The organism is Lentzea sp. NBRC 105346 (assembly GCF_030269605.1).
Lineage (GTDB): Bacteria > Actinomycetota > Actinomycetes > Mycobacteriales > Pseudonocardiaceae > Lentzea.
Genome location: NZ_BSTQ01000001.1, coordinates 937234 through 954501 on the forward strand (window position 1 = coordinate 937234; position 17268 = coordinate 954501).

Annotated in this window: 5 protein-coding genes; 1 reads left to right on the top strand and 4 read right to left on the bottom strand. The window is 68.6% G+C overall.

Features of this window, described 5'->3' with window-relative positions:
- Positions 1 to 8: 8 nt before the first annotated feature.
- On the bottom strand, positions 9 to 839 hold the full coding sequence (locus tag QSK35_RS03440) for an SDR family oxidoreductase (RefSeq protein ID WP_285742111.1): 831 nt from the start codon (positions 837 to 839) through the stop codon (positions 9 to 11).
- Positions 836 to 1513 carry a thioesterase II family protein gene (locus tag QSK35_RS03445; RefSeq protein WP_285742113.1) on the bottom strand — a complete coding sequence of 226 codons (678 nt, stop codon included), beginning with the start codon at positions 1511 to 1513 and terminating at the stop codon, positions 836 to 838. Before QSK35_RS03445 ends, QSK35_RS03440 begins: the two co-directional genes overlap by 4 nt.
- A gap of 113 nt (positions 1514 to 1626) precedes the next feature.
- Between QSK35_RS03445 and QSK35_RS03450 the strand changes: the two genes are divergently transcribed.
- The gene (locus QSK35_RS03450; RefSeq protein ID WP_285742115.1) at positions 1627 to 2892 is read left to right on the top strand and encodes a glycosyltransferase; all 1266 of its coding nucleotides are present in this window, start codon (positions 1627 to 1629) and stop codon (positions 2890 to 2892) included.
- Here QSK35_RS03450 and QSK35_RS03455 read toward each other — a convergent pair.
- Both QSK35_RS03455 and QSK35_RS03460 read right to left on the bottom strand, forming a co-directional pair.
- Positions 2889 to 7208, bottom strand: a complete 4320-nt coding sequence (locus QSK35_RS03455) for a type I polyketide synthase (protein ID WP_285742117.1) — start codon at positions 7206 to 7208, stop codon at positions 2889 to 2891. The genes QSK35_RS03450 and QSK35_RS03455 overlap by 4 nt on opposite strands.
- Positions 7201 to 17268: a type I polyketide synthase gene (locus tag QSK35_RS03460; RefSeq protein WP_285742118.1), complete on the bottom strand. Its 10068-nt coding sequence runs from the start codon at positions 17266 to 17268 to the stop codon at positions 7201 to 7203. The genes QSK35_RS03455 and QSK35_RS03460 overlap by 8 nt, the downstream gene beginning before the upstream one ends.

The following is a 17268-nucleotide window of genomic DNA, read 5'->3' on the forward strand; positions in this document are numbered from 1 at the left end:
CTTCTCCTTCACCGCGCCGTGAAGGCGCCGTCCACGGTGATGACCGATCCGGTGACGTGGGGCGACTCGTCGGAGGCGAGCCACACCGCGGTCGCGGCGACGTCCTGCGCCTCGACGAGGTGGTTGGTCGGCTGTTGTTCGGCGAACACGGCCTCGTGGTCGGTGGTGTCGACCGCGAGGGACCGGGCGATCTCGACGAGCATGCGGCCCTCGAGGTGCGGGTCGTCGCGGACGGATCCGGGGCACAACGCGTTGGCGCGCACGCGGAACGGCGCGTAGTCGAGCGCGGTCGCTTTGGTCAGTCCGATCAGGCCGTGTTTGGCGGTGACGTAGCCGGCGAAGTTGCGGTAGCCGACGAGTCCGGCCGTGGAGGCGATGTTGACGATGCTGCCCGCGCGTTGCCCGATCATCACGGGGGCGACGGCGCGGGTCAGGTGGAACGCGCCGGTGAGGTCGACGCCGAGCATGACGTCCCATTCGGTGTCGGTGATCTCGTGGACGACCTTGCCGCTGGGTGCCGCGATGCCGGCGTTGTTGACCAGGACGTCGATCCGGCCGTACCGGCCGGCGGCCGCCTCCACCGCCTGTCGGGCGGCCGCCGGGTCCCGTACGTCACAGGCCGTCGTGATCACCGACGCACCGGCGGCTTCGCACGTTTTCGCGGTGTGGTCGAGCTGGCCGCGCGTGCCCAGCGGGTAGGGCACGCCGTCGACGTCACCGCACACGTCCAGCAACACGAGGTCAGCGCCCTGGGCGGCGAACGCGGTGGCGCAGGCGCGGCCGATGCCGCGTGCGGCGCCCGTGATGATCGCGACCTTGCCCTCGAGGCGGCCGGTCACGTGAGCTTCTCCACCTCGGCGAGCAGCGAACGCCAGTTGTCCACGAGGTACATGTGGCCGCCGGTGATCTCGAGCTGGGTGAAGGTCGCGCTGGTGAACTCGGCCCATTCGGCGGTGTGCGGGGCGCTGACCACGTCGTCGTCCTCGCCGCGGACGGTGATGATCGGGATGGTCAGCGGCTCCTGGTCCTTCGGCTGGTAGCCCTCGTGCAGGGCGACGTCGGTCCGCAGCTGCGGGAGCAGGAAGTCGCGCAGTTCGGGGTCGTCGAGTGCGGGGTGGTGGTATCCGGCGATCTCGCGGACGCCGGCGATGAACTCGTCGTCCGGGCGGCCGCTGATCCGGGTGCCGCGCAGGACACCGGGCTTGGGGGAACCGCTCACAACGAGCGTCAGGTCCAGTTGGGCGTCCTTCGCGAGAGCGTGTCGCACGGTCTCGTAGGCGAGGATGGCGCCGAAGCTGTGCCCGAAGACGACGGCCTTGTCGTGCTCGGCCAATTGAGGCGCGATGTCCGCGGCGAGTCCGTCGAGGTCGTGCGGCACGGGGTCGATGAACCGCTTCTCGCGGCCCGGTAGTTCGACCGGGACGATCTCGAGCGCCCCCTGGTGCCCACGCCACTCATGGTAGAAGCTGGCACCCGCACCCGCGGGCGGAAAGCAGAGGAATGCCGCGGACATGTCGCTCCTTTGTCAGGCCGTGAAATCACCGTATACAGCCATTTCCGGAGCCAGGTAACTATGCGGTTCTCGGGCGGTAATCCCGGTCTTTCTCACCGCTAACGTTCTTACTCATGCGGGTTCTGTTGATCGCGTATGGAACGCGTGGTGACGTGCAGCCGTACCTGGCGCTGGCGGCCGCCTTGCGCGCGGCCGGGCACAGACCGGTGCTGGCGGCTCCGGCCCGGTACGAGCGGGCGGCGGCCTCGTTCGAGGTGCCGTTCGCGCCGCTGGACGACGGGTTGCTCGCGTTGCGGGACGAGCCGTTGTTCCGGCGAGCGGTGGGGCGCGGGATGCGGCCGGTGGCGGTGGCGCGGGCGGCCGCGAGGACGGCACGGGAGTCCATGCGCGCGGCGGCGTTGATGTTGCGGGACGTCGCGAAGGCCGGCGCTGGCGGCGCGGATGTCGTTGTGCACCATCCCGGTCTGCAGTACGCGCCGCTCGTGGCGGAGAAGCTGGGCGTGCCGTCGGTGGTGGCGCCGTTGCAACCGGGGTGGGTACCGACATCGGAGTTCCGGGCGTTGCGTGGTCAGGGCGCGTCGTCGTGGCCGGGCTGGGCGAACCGGGCGAGCTACCGTGTGCTGTACCGGCTGGCGGCGTTGCCGCGCGGGCCGATTCGGAAGTGGCGGCAGGAGGTGCTCGGGCTGCCGCCCTCCTCCGGTCCGTACAACCCGCTGCTCCTGCCGGACGGTTCACCCGCGACCGTGCTGCAGGCGTACAGCCGTCACCTCTTTCCCTCCACTTCGGACAGTTCTCCTTCCGTGCACACCACCGGGTTCTGGTTTCTGCCCGCTCCCGCGTCGTGGACCCCACCTCCGCGGCTGACCGCGTTCCTCGAGGCCGGGCCGCCGCCGGTGTATCTCGGGTTCGGCAGCATGGTGGGCGCCGAGCCGGCGGCGACGGGACGGCTGGTGGCGGAGGCCGTGCGGCGCGCCGGGGTGCGTGCGGTGGTCGCCGCCGGGTGGGGTGGTGTGCAGATAACGTCGTCGTCGGAGCTGTACTTCGTCCCCGAGGTTCCGCACGCGTGGCTGTTCCCGCGGGTGGCGGCGATCGTCCACCACAGCGGTGGTGGTACGTCGGGTGCGGCGCTGGCGGCGGGACGTCCGCAGGTGTTGTGTCCGCACCTGTCCGACCAACCGTTGTGGGCCAACCGCATGCACGCCTTGGGTGTGGCGCCGTCGCCGCTGCCGTTTCGCAGGCTCACGGCAACCGCGCTGGCTTCGGCCATCCGTCGGGCGGTGGACGACCCGTCCATGGCCGCTGCCGCCGACGAGCTGGGCCGTCTGGTGCGGGCCGAGGACGGGACGTCCGCCGCGGTGTCGTTGATCGAGCGGTCCTAAAGGGCCATCTCGGTGCGCAGGTAGCGGGCGACCTCGGCGGGGGTCGGGTAGTCGAACACCATGGTGGGCTGCAGTTGCAGTCCGGTGGCGGCGTCGAGCTTGTTGCGCAGTTCGAACGCGCTGAGCGAGTCGAACCCGAAGTCCATCAGTTCCGCGTCCGGATGGATCGCGTCCGTGTTGGTGTGTCCAAGCACCGCGGCAATCTCGGTTCGGACGAGTTCCAGCAGGACGTCCTCTTGGTCCTCTTCGGATAGTCCTTCGAGTCGTTCCGTTATGGTCGTTCCCGTTTCCTGTTTCTTCGCTTTGGCTTCCGGCAGATCGTCCAGCAGCGGCCGGGCGCGCAGTGCCGTGTAGCGGGGCGCGAAGAGGTCCCAGTCGACGTCGGCGACCGTCACGCGGGTCTCGCCGATCGCCTGCCTCAGTGCGGTGATCGCAAGGTCCGGGTCCATGGCTCGGAGGCCGGTCCTGCGGACCTCGTCGCCGCTTTCGGCCCCCATTCCGTCGCCGTCCCACAGCCCCCACGCGATCGACGTGGCCGGTTTGCCCTGGGCGCGACGACGTTCGGCGAGCGCGTCGAGGTGGGCGTTCGCCGCGCCGTACGCGGACTGCAGCGCACTGCCCCAGGTGCTCGCGACGGACGAGAACAGCACGAACGCCTCGACGTCTCCGGCGAGCTCGTCCAGGTGGTTCGCGCCTTCGACCTTGGCGGCTGCCATTTCTTTCAGGACCTGGTCGTTCGTGTCCTCGACCGAGACGGCGCGGTCGACGCCGGCCGCGTGGAACACCGCGGTCAACGGGTGGTCGGCCGGTACCGCTTCGAGCACTCGTTGGACGGCTTCGCGGTCGCTGACGTCCGCCGCGACCGCGGTCGTCTTCACGCCGAGTTCGAGGTCCTCGCCTTTCCGGCTGACGAGGACGAGGTGGTCGATCCCTTCCTTCGCCAGCCACCGGGCGACGTGCCTGCCGACGCCGCCGGTGGCACCGGTGATGATCGCCGTGCCGTGTGGTTTCCAGGTGCCGTGGTGGCGCGGCGCTCGCACCAGCCGTCGTGCGAACGTCCCGTGGGGCCTGACGGCGACTTGGTCCTCTTCTTTCTGGAGTGCCTGCAAGAGTCGTTGCACGGACTGGGGATCCGGGTCCTGTGGTACGTCGATGAGTCCGCCCCATCGTTGGGGCTGCTCAAGGCTGACGGTGAGTCCGGCGCCCCACACCTCGGCCTGGGCGGGATTCCTGGTGTCGTCGCCGGGTCCGGTGCTGACCGCGCCGCTGGTGACCAGCCACACCTGCGCGTCCGTTTTCCTTACCAGGTCGAGCGTTTTCGCGGTCGCTCCGGCCTCGTCGAGAGCCAGCAGCGACAGCACGCGTTCTGCTTGCGTGGGCAGGTCGTTCACGGTGACTCGCTTCACCGGCAACACCTCGGCGATCGCGTCTCCCCACGTGCAGCCGCCTTCGGGTTCGACGAGCAGCCAGGTTCCTTCGTGGTTCTGCGGGGTTGCCGTTATCGGCTTCCACCGAACGTAGTAGCGCCAGCCGTCGACCGTGCTCTGGGCCTTGCGCTTGCGCTGCCACTTCTCCAGCAGCGGCAGCAGCGTTTCCAGCTCGTCCGGCTCGACGTCCAGCTTCCTGTGATCCCGGCTCGCGACGGCGTCCCAGAACCCGCTGTCCGGTTCCTCCTCGGCGTAGAGCCAGTAGTGCTCGCGCTGGAAGGCGTACGTCGGCAGGTCGACCTTCTTCCCTCTCGGGTAGAACGCGTCCCAGTCGAGATCCACGCCTCGCGTCACAAGCCGCGCCACCGCGTGCATCAGCGCTTCGGGCTCGCTCATGTTCTTGCGCTGCGCCGGAATCGCACCTTCGACCATGCCTGACAGCACGCCGTCCGGCCCGATCTCCAGGAAGGTGCAGTCGCCGGTTTTCGCCACGTTCTCTGTGAACCTGACCGTCCCGCGCACGTGGCCGACCCAGTATCCCGGGTCGGTGACGTCGCCCGTGGCGGCAATCGGAATCTTCGGCTCGTGGTACTCCAGTTTCTCCACGACGGCCCGGAACTCGTCGAGCATCGGTTCCATCAACGGCGAGTGGAACGCATGCGACACACTCAACCGCTTCGACTTCGCGAATCGTTCGGCAATGTCGAACGCCGTTCGCTCATCACCCGCGACCACCACCGCGTCCGGCCCATTGACAGCGGCGATCGACACTCCGTCGGTCAGATGCGGCAGAACCTCGTCCTCGGACGCCTGAATCGCGATCATCGCCCCACCCGAAGGCAACGCCTGCATCAACCGCGCCCGCTCACCCACGAGCGTGCACGCATCCTCCAACGACAACACCCCGGCAACATGGGCAGCCGCAATCTCCCCGATCGAATGACCCACCAGATGGTCCGGCGTGACGCCCCATGACTCGACCAGCCGGTACAGCGCCACCTCAAACGCGAAGATCGCCGGCTGCGCATGCCCGGTGTCATCCACCCCCAGGCCGTCAACCTCAAATCGCGACCACACCTCATCGAACGCGCCCGCGAACACCGGGAACCGCTCCCCCAGCTCCCGCCCCATTCCAGCCCGCTGCGAACCCTGCCCAGTGAACAAGAACGCGAGCTTCCTCTTGGCCGCCACACCCTCGGCGACCACCTCGCCATCCACCAGCACGGCCCGGTGCTCGAACAACGACCGCGTTGTCACCAACGAGTACCCAATATCGACCGGGTCGCCCACCAACCCCCGCACCCGCTCAACCTGACCACGCAACGCCGCCTCAGACCTCGCCGACACCACCCACGGTACCGACTTATCCACAGACCGCCCAACGCCCCCGTTTTCCCCGTCCTCCACCACTAGACTCGAAACCGGGGAACCCCCCAGGGGGGAGAACGAGGTCCCCACTCCAATCGTCTCACGCCGGTCCGACAGTTCCGGATCCGAAATGAAGTTATCCACAGGACAATCTTCAAGAATCACGTGCGCGTTCGTCCCACTCACACCAAAGGACGACACAGCTGCACGGCGAGGCCGCTCTCCACTCGGCCACGGCCGGGCGGACGACAGCAGCGACACGGCGCCGGCCGACCAGTCCACGTGCGGCGACGGCGCGTCGATGTGCAGCGTGCGCGGCATGAGTCCATTCCGCATCGCCATCACCATCTTGATCACCCCGGCGACCCCGGCCGCGGCCTGCGTATGACCGAAGTTGGACTTCAGCGACCCCAGCCACAACGGCGCCGAACGATCCTGCCCATAGGTCGCGAGCAGGGCCTGCGCCTCGATGGGATCTCCGAGCGTGGTCCCGGTCCCATGCGCCTCGACCACGTCGACATCGGAAGCAGTCAGAACGGCATTCGACAATGCCGAACGGATCACCCGTTCCTGCGAAGGGCCGTTGGGTGCGGTCAACCCGTTCGAGGCACCGTCCTGGTTGACCGCGGATCCACGCAGCACCGCGAGCACACGGTGCCCGAGCCGCCGTGCGTCGGACAGTTTCTCGACGACGAGCAGCCCGACGCCCTCGGACCACCCGGTCCCGTCCGCCGCGGCGGCGAAGGACTTGCACCGCCCGTCCGGGGCAAGTCCGCGCTGCCGGGAGAAGTCGATGAACGTGTGCGGCGTCGACATGACCGTCACACCACCGGCGAGCGCGACGGAACACTCCCCGGACCGCAGCGCCTGCGCCGCCAGATGCAGTGCCACCAAAGAAGAAGAGCACGCGGTGTCGACGGTGACCGCCGGGCCTTCGAGCCCAAGCGCGTAGGCAACGCGGCCGGACACGATGCTGGGACTGTTGCCGGTCACGAGGTAGCCCTCGTAGCCGTCGGGGATCGTATGCAGCCGCAGCCCGTAGTCGTTGTACATGACGCCGGCGAACACGCCGGTCCGGCTGCCACGCATGGAGAGCGGGTCGATGCCCGCGTGCTCGAACGCCTCCCAGGCGACCTCGAGCAGCAGCCGCTGCTGTGGGTCCGCGGCGGTCGCCTCGCGCGGCGAGATGCCGAAGAACGCCGCGTCGAACCGCGCGGCGTCGTGCAGGAACCCGCCCTCGGACGCGTAGCTGGTGCCGTGGTGATCGGGATCTGGGTGGAACAGCCCGTCGAGGTCCCAGCCGCGGTCGACAGGGAACCCGCTGATCGCATCACGTTCGTCGGCGACGAACCGCCAGAGTTCCTCCGGCGACTGGACGCCGCCCGGGAAGCGGCACGCCATGCCGACGATCGCGATCGGCTCCTGCTCTCCGGACTCCACCTGCTTCAGCCGCTGCCGCGTGCGCTGCAGCTCCCCGGTGACCCGCGCCAGGTAGTCGCGAAGCTTCTGGGTGTCATCCATCGAGGTCAACTCCAAGCTGCTTGTCGATGAAGTCGAAGAGCTCGTCGTTCGTCGACGATCGCAGGTGCTCGGTGACGTCGTCCGCACTCAGTTCGTCCCCGGTGGCGACCAGCGCCGTGAGCCGCGCCATGACCGTCGTGCGCACGGAGTCCCCCTGCGGCAACGCCTTCACCGCGGCTTCGAGCTTCCCGAGTTCGGCGAGCAACGCGTCGGCCGGCGCCCGTCCGGGTCCGCTCTGCGCGCGCAGGAACCGCGCCAGCGCGCCGGTTGTCGGGTGGTCGAACACGAGGGTGGTGGGCAGCCGCAGTCCGGTCGCCGCGCCGAGCCGGTTGCGCAGCTCGACGGCGGTGAGCGAGTCGAACCCGAGCTCGCGGAACGCCCGGTCGGGGTCGATCTCGGCCGCCGAACGCCCGATCACGGTCGCGACGTGCCCGCTCACCAGGTTCAGCAACTCGGCGTCGGACAGGTCGACAACCCGCACCGCGTCCGCGGGCCGCTTCGGCCGCGTCCGGACGAGTCCCCGCAGCATCGGCGGGACCGTGTCGACCGCGCGCAGGTCCAGCCTCGCCGGCACCACAACGGGGTCGTTCGCCGCACAGGTGGCGTCGAACAGCGTGAGCCCATCCTTTTCGGACAGTGGTAGTAGCCCGCCGCGGCTGAGCCTGGCCCGGTCGCCGTCGCCCAGTTCGCCAGCCATGCCGAGGTCCCACGCACCCCAGGCCAGCGACACACCGGGAAGTCCCTGTGCGCGCCGGTGTTCGGCCAACGCGTCGAGGTAGGCGTTCGCCGCAGCGTAGTTGCCCTGTCCAGCGCCGCCGACGATGCCGGAGATCGACGAGAACAACACGAACGCCTCGACGTCACCTGCCAGCTCGTGCAGGTTCCACGCTCCATCCACTTTGGAGCGGAACACGGTGTCGACACGTTCGGGCGTCATCGCCGTGACGACACCATCGTCGAGCACGCCAGCCGCGTGAATCACACCGGTCACCGGGTGTTCGGCGAACACCGCGGCCAGCGCGTTCCGGTCCGCGACGTCGCATGCCACCGTCACGACCTCGACGTACTTCTCGAGCTCCGCCCGCAACGCCGGCGCGTCGCCGCGTCGGCTGACCAGCACGAGTTTGCGCACGTCGTGTTCTTGGGCGACGTGCCGCGCGATCACCGCGCCAAGCCCGCCGGTGCCACCGGTGATGAGCACCGTTCCGCTCAGCCGCGTGCCCGTCACCGTCGTCCGCGCCAGCCGCGCGACCCGCACTTCGCCGGCCCTCATCGCGACCTGCGGCTCGCCGATACCGACCGCGGCGGGCAGCATGCGCGCCGACTCCGGGCGCCCGTCGTCGTCGACCAGCACGATCCGGCCAGGGTTCTCGGTCTGCGCCGATCGCACCATGCCGCGCACGGCGGCGTGCGCGAGGTTGTCGTCGCGGGTCACCACGACCAGACGCGTGGTCGCGAACCGGTCGTCACCGAGCCACTCCCGCATCGTGGCGACCATGTCGTTGACCGCTTGCCGCGGATCCATAGTGGACGAAGCTCGGACGAGCACGACGTCCGGAATCTCCTTGATGTCGCCGAGGTTCGCGACCTCCACGACGTCCGCGACGCTGTCCGAGAGCCCGACATTCTCGCCACCGAGCACCGCCCAGCGTTCGGCGGACGCCTCAGCGGCAGCCTTTACCGGTGTCCAGTCCACCCGGAAGAGCGAGTCCGTGTTGCCGAACTGCTCCCGTGACACGGGCCGGGTGACCACGGAGGAAACGACCGCGACCGGCTGTCCCTGTGGGTCGGCCAGCTCCAACGACGCCGTGCCGTCGTCGCGAACCGACAGCCGCACCCGCACCGCGTTGCTCTGCCCGACGAGCTCGACGCCCTCCCAGGAGAACGGCATCACGACCTGGTCCTCGTGGCTCAGCGAACTGAACGCCAGCGTATGCAGTGCCGCGTCGAGCAACGCCGGGTGCACGCCGAACCCGTCGTGTCCCTCGGGCAACGCGACCTCGGCGAAGACGTCCGTTCCACGCCGCCACGCGGCCTTCAGCCCCTGGAACACGGGCCCGTACTCGTATCCCCGGTCGATCATCCGGTCGTAGATGTCGGCAACAGACACCTCTTCCGCGCCTGCGGGCGGCCACTCGGTCAGGTCGAACGCCGGGCTGATCCCTTCGGTCACCGTCCCGCTGGCGTGCCTGGTCCAGTCGCCGTCATCACGCGCCGGCCGCGAGTGCACGGTGACGCTCCTCCTGCCGGCGTCGTCGGCGTCACCCACATTGACCTGCAGCTGCACGGCGTCTTTCAGCACGAGCGGCGCCTCGATCGTCAGGTCCTCAACACGCCCGCACCCGACGCGAGCCCCCGCCGCGATCGCCAGCTCGACGTACGCGGTGCCCGGCAACACCGCCGATCCGAGCACGGCGTGATCGGCCAGCCAAGGGTGAGTGGTGAGGGAAACCCTCCCGGTCAACACGATCCCGTCGCCGCCCGCGAGCGGCACCTCCGCGCCGAGCAGCGGGTGCCCGGCCGCACCAAGTCCAGCGGAGGTCACGTCACCCGTCGACGGTGCGTCCAGCCACAACCGCCTGCGCTCGAACGCATAAGTCGGCAGGTCGACCTTCTTCCCGCCACGGTAGAACGCCTCCCAGTCGAGGTCGACACCGCTGACCATGACCCGCGCCAACCCGGTAACCAGTGCCTCGTGCTCGCCCTTGCTCTTGCGCTGCAACGGAATCGCACCCTCGACCAGCGCCGACAGCACGCCGTCCGGTCCAATCTCCACGAACACGCAGTCGTTCAGGTTGCCCACGTTGTCCGCGAACCGCACGGTCTCCCGAACGTGCCGCACCCAGAATTCCGGGTCCGTCACATTCCCATCCGTGGCAATGGGAATCTTCGGCTGGTGGTACTCCAGCTTCTCCACGATGGCCCGGAAGTCGTCGAGCATCGGTTCCATCAACGGCGAGTGGAACGCATGCGACACACTCAACCGCTTCGACTTCGCGAACCGTTCGGCAATGTCGAACGCCGTTCGCTCATCACCCGCGATCACCACCGCGTCCGGACCATTCACCGCCGCAATCGACACCTGCTCGGTCAGATACGGCGTGACTTCATCCTCGGACGCCTGGATCGCGATCATCGCCCCGCCCGGCGGCAAGGCCTGCATCAACCGCGCCCGCTCACCCACGAGCGTGCACGCATCATCCAACGACAACACCCCAGCAACATGGGCAGCCGCAATCTCCCCGATCGAATGACCCACCAGATGGTCCGGCGTGACGCCCCAAGACTCGACCAGCCGGTACAGCGCCACCTCAAACGCGAAGATCGCCGGCTGCGCATGCCCAGTGTCATCCACCCCCAGACCGTCAACCTCAAACCGCGACCACACCTCATCAAACGCAGCCGCGAACACCGGGAACCGCTCCCCCAGCTCCCGCCCCATTCCAGCCCGCTGCGAACCCTGCCCAGTGAACAAGAACGCGAGCTTCCTCTTGGCCGCCACACCCTCGGCGACCACCTCGCCATCCACCAGCACGGCCCGGTGCTCGAACAACGACCGCGTTGTCACCAACGAGTACCCAATATCGACCGGGTCGCCCACCAACCCCCGCACCCGCTCAACCTGACCACGCAACGCCGCCTCAGACCTCGCCGACACCACCCACGGTACCGACTTATCCACAGACCGCCCAACGCCCCCGTTTTCCCCGTCCTCCACCACTAGACTCGAAACCGGGGAACCCCCCAGGGGGGAGAACGAGGTCCCCACTCCAATCGTCTCACGCCGGTCCGACAGTTCCGGATCCGAAATGGAGTTATCCACAGGACAATCTTCAAGAATCACGTGCGCGTTCGTCCCACTCACACCAAAGGACGACACGCCGGCGCGCCAGGGCCGGTCGACCTCCGGCCACGGCCGCGGTGACGTCACGAGCTCTACCAACCCGGCGGACCAGTCGACGTGCGGCGTGGGCGTGTCGACATGCAGAGTGCGCGGCAGAACACCGTGCCGCATCGCCATCACCATCTTGATCACACCGGCGATACCCGCCGCCGCCTGCGTGTGACCGATGTTCGACTTCACCGAACCGAGCAACAACGGAGAAGTGCGATCCTGCCCATAGGTCGCCAGCAAGGCCTGGGCCTCGATCGGATCACCCAGCCGCGTTCCGGTCCCGTGCGCCTCCACCGCATCGACATCCGCAGCAGTCAGACCGGCGTTCGACAATGCCGAACGGATCACCCGTTCCTGCGACGGACCGTTCGGCGCGGTCAACCCGTTCGAGGCGCCGTCCTGGTTGACGGCCGACCCTCGCAGCACCGCGAGCACCCGATGGCCGAGACGGCGAGCATCGGAGAGACGCGCCAGCACAACCATGCCGATGCCCTCACTCCACGCGGTGCCGTCGGCGGACGACGCGAACGCCTTGCACCGCGCGTCCGGTGCGAGACCGCGCTGACGCGAGAACTCGATGAACATGCCGGGCGTCGCCATCACGGTCACACCACCGGCCAACGCCAGCGAACACTCGCCCGACCGCAACGCCTGCGCCGCCAGATGCAGTGCCACCAAAGAAGAAGAACAAGCCGTGTCAACCGAAACCGCAGGTCCCTCCAGACCCAGGGCGTAGGCAACGCGCCCCGACGCGACACTCGCCGTGTTGCCGGTCCCGAGGTAGCCCTCGACGTCGAGCGGCACCGATCCCAGCCGCGTCCCGTACTCCTGCGTGATCAGCCCCGCGAACACCCCGGTCCGGCTGCCGCGCAACGACGACGGCGCGATCCCGGCCCGTTCGAACGCCTCCCACGACGTCTCAAGCAGCAGCCGCTGCTGCGGGTCCATCGCGATCGCTTCACGCCGGCTGATCCCGAAGAAGTCCGGGTCGAAGTCCGCGACGTCATCGATGAACGACCCGTGCCGCACATAACTCGTGCCGCGGCGGTCGGGGTCCGGGTCGAACAGCCGCTCCAGATCCCAACCACGGTCCGCCGGGAACTCCGTCACGGTCTCGCCGCCCGAGTCGAGCAGCCGCCACAGGTCCTCCGGCGACCGCACGCCGCCGGGGAACCGGCACGCCATGCCGACGATGGCGATCGGCTCGTCGGGAGCCGCCGAGGTCACGACAACCTGTGCGGATGCCGGGCGTCCGCACAGTTCGGCATTGACGAACGCCGCTAGCGCGCTGGGCGTCGGGTGGTCGAACACTGCGGTGGTCGGCAGCTTCACACCGGTCGCGGCGCCGAGCCGGTTGCGCAGCTCGACGCCTGTCAGCGAGTCGAAGCCGAGAGCCTTGAACGCCAGTTCCGGGTCGATGCCGGAAGCCGAGCCGTGCCCGAGCACGGTCGCCGCGTGCCGGCACACGAGGTCGAGGACCGCGCGCCGCCGTTCGGTCTCCGGCAACGCGGCGAGCTCGTTGCCCGCGCCGGAATCGACAACCTTCCGCAACGCCGGCCGGACCAGACCCCGCAGCACGGTGGGAATGTCGTCGCGCGCGCGTAGTGAGGCGAAGTCGAGCCGTGCGGGCACCAGCAGCGGAAGATCAGCGGCCAGCGCGGCGTCGAACAGCTCCAGTACCTCGGCGGTGGTCAGCGCCTGGAGGCCGCCGCGGTTCAGCCTGGCCTTGTCGGTGTGACCGAGGTGGCCGGTCATGTCGCTGGCCTGGTCCCAGAATCCCCACGCGAGCGACACCGCCGGCAGCCCAGCCGCCCGCCGGTGCGCGGCGAGCGCGTCGACGAAGGCGTTCGCGGCCGCGTAGTTGCCCTGCCCCGGCGCGCCGACGACGCCCGAGACCGAGGAGAACAGCACGAACGCCTCGAGGTCGCGCGTCAGCTCGTGCAGGTTCCACGCGGCGTCGATCTTCGGCCGGAACACGGCGTCCACCCGCTCGGGCGTGAGCGACTCGATCACGCCGTCGTCCAGCACTCCGGCCGCGTGCACGACAGCACTCAGTGGAACGCCTTCGATCACCTTGGCGAGCGCGTCGCGATCGGCCGCGTCGCAGGCTACGAGTTCGAGCGCGTCACCGAGCTCATCTCGCAGTTCAGTCGCACCGGGCGCATCAGGCCCGCGTCGGCTGAGCAACATCACGCGGCGCACGCCGTGCGAGGTGACGAGGTGCCGGGCGATCACGCCACCAAGTCCCTGCGCGCCACCAGTGATGAGCACCGTGCCGTCCAGCCGCGTCTTCTCGTCCGCGACAACCGCGCGCGTCAGCCGTGGCACGAACACGTCACCGTCGCGCATCGCCAGCTGCGGCTCACCACAACCGGCCGCGGCGGCGATCTCCTCGTCAGACGCGTGTCCGTCGACATCGACGAGCACGAATCGTCCGGGCCGCTCCGCCTGAGCCGAACGCACGAGTCCCCAAGCGGCGGCGTGGGCCAGGTTGGTGCGGTCGGTCACCACGACGAGCTTCTCGGCTTCCCGCAACCGTTCCAGCAACTCGTTCGTAACCGTGCGCGTGTCAGATACGACGTCACCGGTGCCGGCCGGGCAGCGGAACAGCTCGGCCTCCACAGGCTGTCCGACGGACGTCGGCACCCAGTCGAGCCGGAACAGCGAGTCCCGGCCGGCCGATCGCGCCAGCTGCTCCCGCGACACCGGCCGCGTCGCCAACTCGCTCACGACCGCGACCGGCCGACCGTCGAAATCGGCCACCCGCAAGGAAACGCCGCGTTCGTGCCGTGACAGCCGCACGCGCACCGACGCCGCGCCTTGGGCGAACAGCCGCACGCCGCCCCACGAGAACGGCATCACGGTCTGGTCCGGATCGGTGTCGAACCGGCTGAACACAATGGTGTGCAACGCGGTGTCGAGAACTGCCGGGTGCAGCCCGAACCGCTCGGCCTCCGCCCGATGCTCCTCCGGCAGCACCACCTCGGCGAACACCTCGTCGCCGCTCCGCCATACCGACCGCAGCCCCTGGAACGCGGGCCCGTAACCGTAGCCGCGCTCCCGCAACCGCTCGTAGAGCCCGTCGACGGATACCTCGTCCGCGTCCGGCGGCCATGCGGTCAGCTCGAAGTCTTCGGGCGCCGCGTTGGCGGCAAGCGTGCCGGCGGCATGACACACCCACGGCTCATCGTCCTTTGTGGAGTAGACGCCGACGGTGCGACGGCCGGCATCGTCCCGACTTCCTACCGTCACCTGAAGACGCACCCAGCCCTGGTCCGGCACGACCAGCGGCGCCTGCAGCGTGAGCTCCTCCAGTTCAGCGCAACCAACGTGGTTCCCGGCCCGGACCGCGAGCTCGACCATCGCGGTGCCCGGCACCACCACGGTGTCCAGCACGGCGTGATCGGCGAGCCAGGCGTGCGATGCCAGCGACAGCCGTCCGGTCAGCACGACGCCGTCCCCGTCGGCCAAAGCCACTTCGGCGGCGAGGAACGGGTGATCCGCACTGCTGAGGCCTGCGGTCGTGACGTCGCCGGTACTGGACGGCGACGTCAACCAGTACCGCTCGCGCTGGAACGCGTACGTGGGCAGGTCGACGCGCTTCGCGCCGTCGAAGAACAGGTCCCACCGCACCGCGATCCCACGAACGTGCGCCTCGGCCAACGAGGTCACGAACCTGGTCATGCCGCCTTCGTCGCGGCGCAGCGTCCCCACACCCAGCATCAACACCGGATGCGCACTCACCTCGATGAACGTGTCACCCTCAAGCTGACCGATCGTGTCCGCGAACCGAACCGTCTGCCGCAGATTCGTATACCAATACTCGGCATCCAGGCGAGTGGTGTCGATCTTTTCGGCAGTCACCGTCGAGTAAAACGGAATCTCAGCCCGCTGCGGCGCGATCCCATTCAGCGCAGCCAAAATCTCATCCCGCAACACCTCCACATGCGGAGTGTGCGAGGCATAGTCCACAGGAACTCGCTTAGCCCGCTCATACCTGGCCAGCACCACGTCAAGCCCGGCCACATCCCCCGCCACCACAGTCGATTCCGGGCCGTTCACCGCGGCGACGAATACGCCCTCACGCAGCTCAAGCTGCTCGACCGGCAGCGGAACCGACACCATCCCACCCCGACCAGTAATCGCCCTGATCGCCCTACTCCGCAACGCCACCACGCGCGCGCCATCAACCAACGACAACGCACCAGCCACACACGCCGCAGCAATCTCCCCCTGCGAATGCCCCACAACCGCGGCCGGCTCAACACCGAACGACCGCCACACCTCGGCAAGCGACACCATGACCGCCCACAACACGGGCTGCACCACATCAACCCGCCCAAGCGCCGCCTCATCCCCCAACGCCTCAAACAGATCCCACTCAACAAACGAACTCAACGCATCAGCACACTCACGCATCCGCCCCGCGAACACGTCAGACGAGGCCAGCAACTCCCGCCCCATCCCAACCCACTGGGCCCCTTGACCGGGGAACACGAAGACAGCACGTCCCGAACCACTGGCCTCCCCCGAAGCCACCTCACGCCCGCCGAGCAACACCGCGCGCCAAGGCAGCATCGATCGCGAGGTGAGCAACGAGAACCCGACATCCCGAGGGTCCCCCTCAACACCTCGCATCCGCTCCACCTGTTCGCGCAGCGCGACCTCAGACTTCGCCGACACCAACCACGGAATCGATTCCGCCTGGCCCCCCGCCAGGGGGCGCGAGGCCCCCTTCTTAAGCGTCCCACGAAGGTCTGACAGATTCGGGTCCGAAATGGAGTTATCCACAGGACAATCTTCAAGAATCACGTGCGCGTTCGTGCCACTCACGCCGAACGACGAGACGGCCGCGCGACGAGGCCGGTCCGACGACGGCCACGGCTGCGCCGACGTCAGCAGCGAGATCGCACCGGACGACCAGTCGACATGCGGGGTCGGCGAGTCAACGTGCAACGTGGGCGGCAGCGCACCCGCCCGCATCGCCATCACCATCTTGATCACACCGGCAACACCGGCAGCCGCCGATGTGTGGCCGATGTTCGACTTGAGCGAGCCGAGCCACAGCGGCGACGTGCGCTCGCGGCCGTAGGAGGCGAGCAACGCCTCCGCCTCGATGGGATCGCCGAGCACCGTTCCGGTTCCGTGCGCCTCGACCACGTCGACATCAGCAGGAGACAAGCGGGCGTTCGACAATGCCGAACGGATGACGCGTTCCTGCGCCGCGGCGCTGGGCGCGGTCAGTCCGTTCGAAGCGCCGTCCTGGTTGATGGCGGTGCCGCGGATGACGGCGAGCACCTGATGCCCCAGTCGCCGTGCGTCTGAGAGCCGTTCCAGCAGGAGCAGACCGACGCCCTCGCTCCAGCCCGTCCCGTCGGCCGACGCGGCGAACGACTTGCACCGCCCGTCGGGCGCCAGCCCGCGTTGCCGAGAGAACTCGACGAACAGGCCGGGCGTCGGCATGACCGAGACGCCGCCGACCAGCGCGAGCGAACAGTCCTGGGCGCGCAGCGACTGCGTGGCCAGATGCAGTGCCACCAAGGAGGAGGAGCATGCCGTGTCGACCGTGACGGCGGGACCCTCCAAGCCGAACGTGTACGACAGCCGGCCGGACGCGACTGCGGTCATGTTGCCGGACATCACGAAGCCCTCGACGGACTCCCCTGCCTCGGCCAGTCGTGGGCCGTAGTCCTGCTGGATCACGCCGACGAACACACCCGTCGGACTGCCCTTCAACGACGAAGGTGCGATCCCGGACCGTTCGAACGTCTCCCACGCGGTCTCCAGCAGCAGCCGCTGCTGCGGATCCATTGCCAACGCCTCGCGGGGCGAGATCCCGAACAGGCCGGCGTCGAAATCTCCGGCGTCATAGAGGAAACCGCCCTCGCGCACGTAGCTCGTGCCCGACTGGTCGGGATCGGGCGAGAACATCCCGTCCAGGTCCCAGCCGCGGTCGGTGGGGAATCCGCCGATCGCGTCGACACCGTTGGCGACGAGCTGCCACAGGTCCTCCGGAGATCGGACGCCGCCGGGGAATCGGCACGCCATGCCCACGATCGCGACCGGCTCACCGACGACCAACCGCTCATTGCGCTGGCGCAGCCGCTCGTTCTCCTTCAGGGACTCGCGCAGAGCCTCGACGAGTTCCTCGGTACTGGTGTCCAT

Bases quoted from the DNA above. Each gene is read 5' to 3' on its own strand.
- QSK35_RS03450 (WP_285742115.1), top strand. From the start codon at position 1,627: ATGCGGGTTCTGTTGATCGCGTATGGAACGCGTGGTGACGTGCAGCCG.
- QSK35_RS03455 (WP_285742117.1), bottom strand. From the start codon at position 7,208: ATGGATGACACCCAGAAGCTTCGCGACTACCTGGCGCGGGTCACCGGG.
- QSK35_RS03445 (WP_285742113.1), bottom strand. From the start codon at position 1,513: ATGTCCGCGGCATTCCTCTGCTTTCCGCCCGCGGGTGCGGGTGCCAGC.
- QSK35_RS03460 (WP_285742118.1), bottom strand. From the start codon at position 17,268: ATGGACACCAGTACCGAGGAACTCGTCGAGGCTCTGCGCGAGTCCCTG.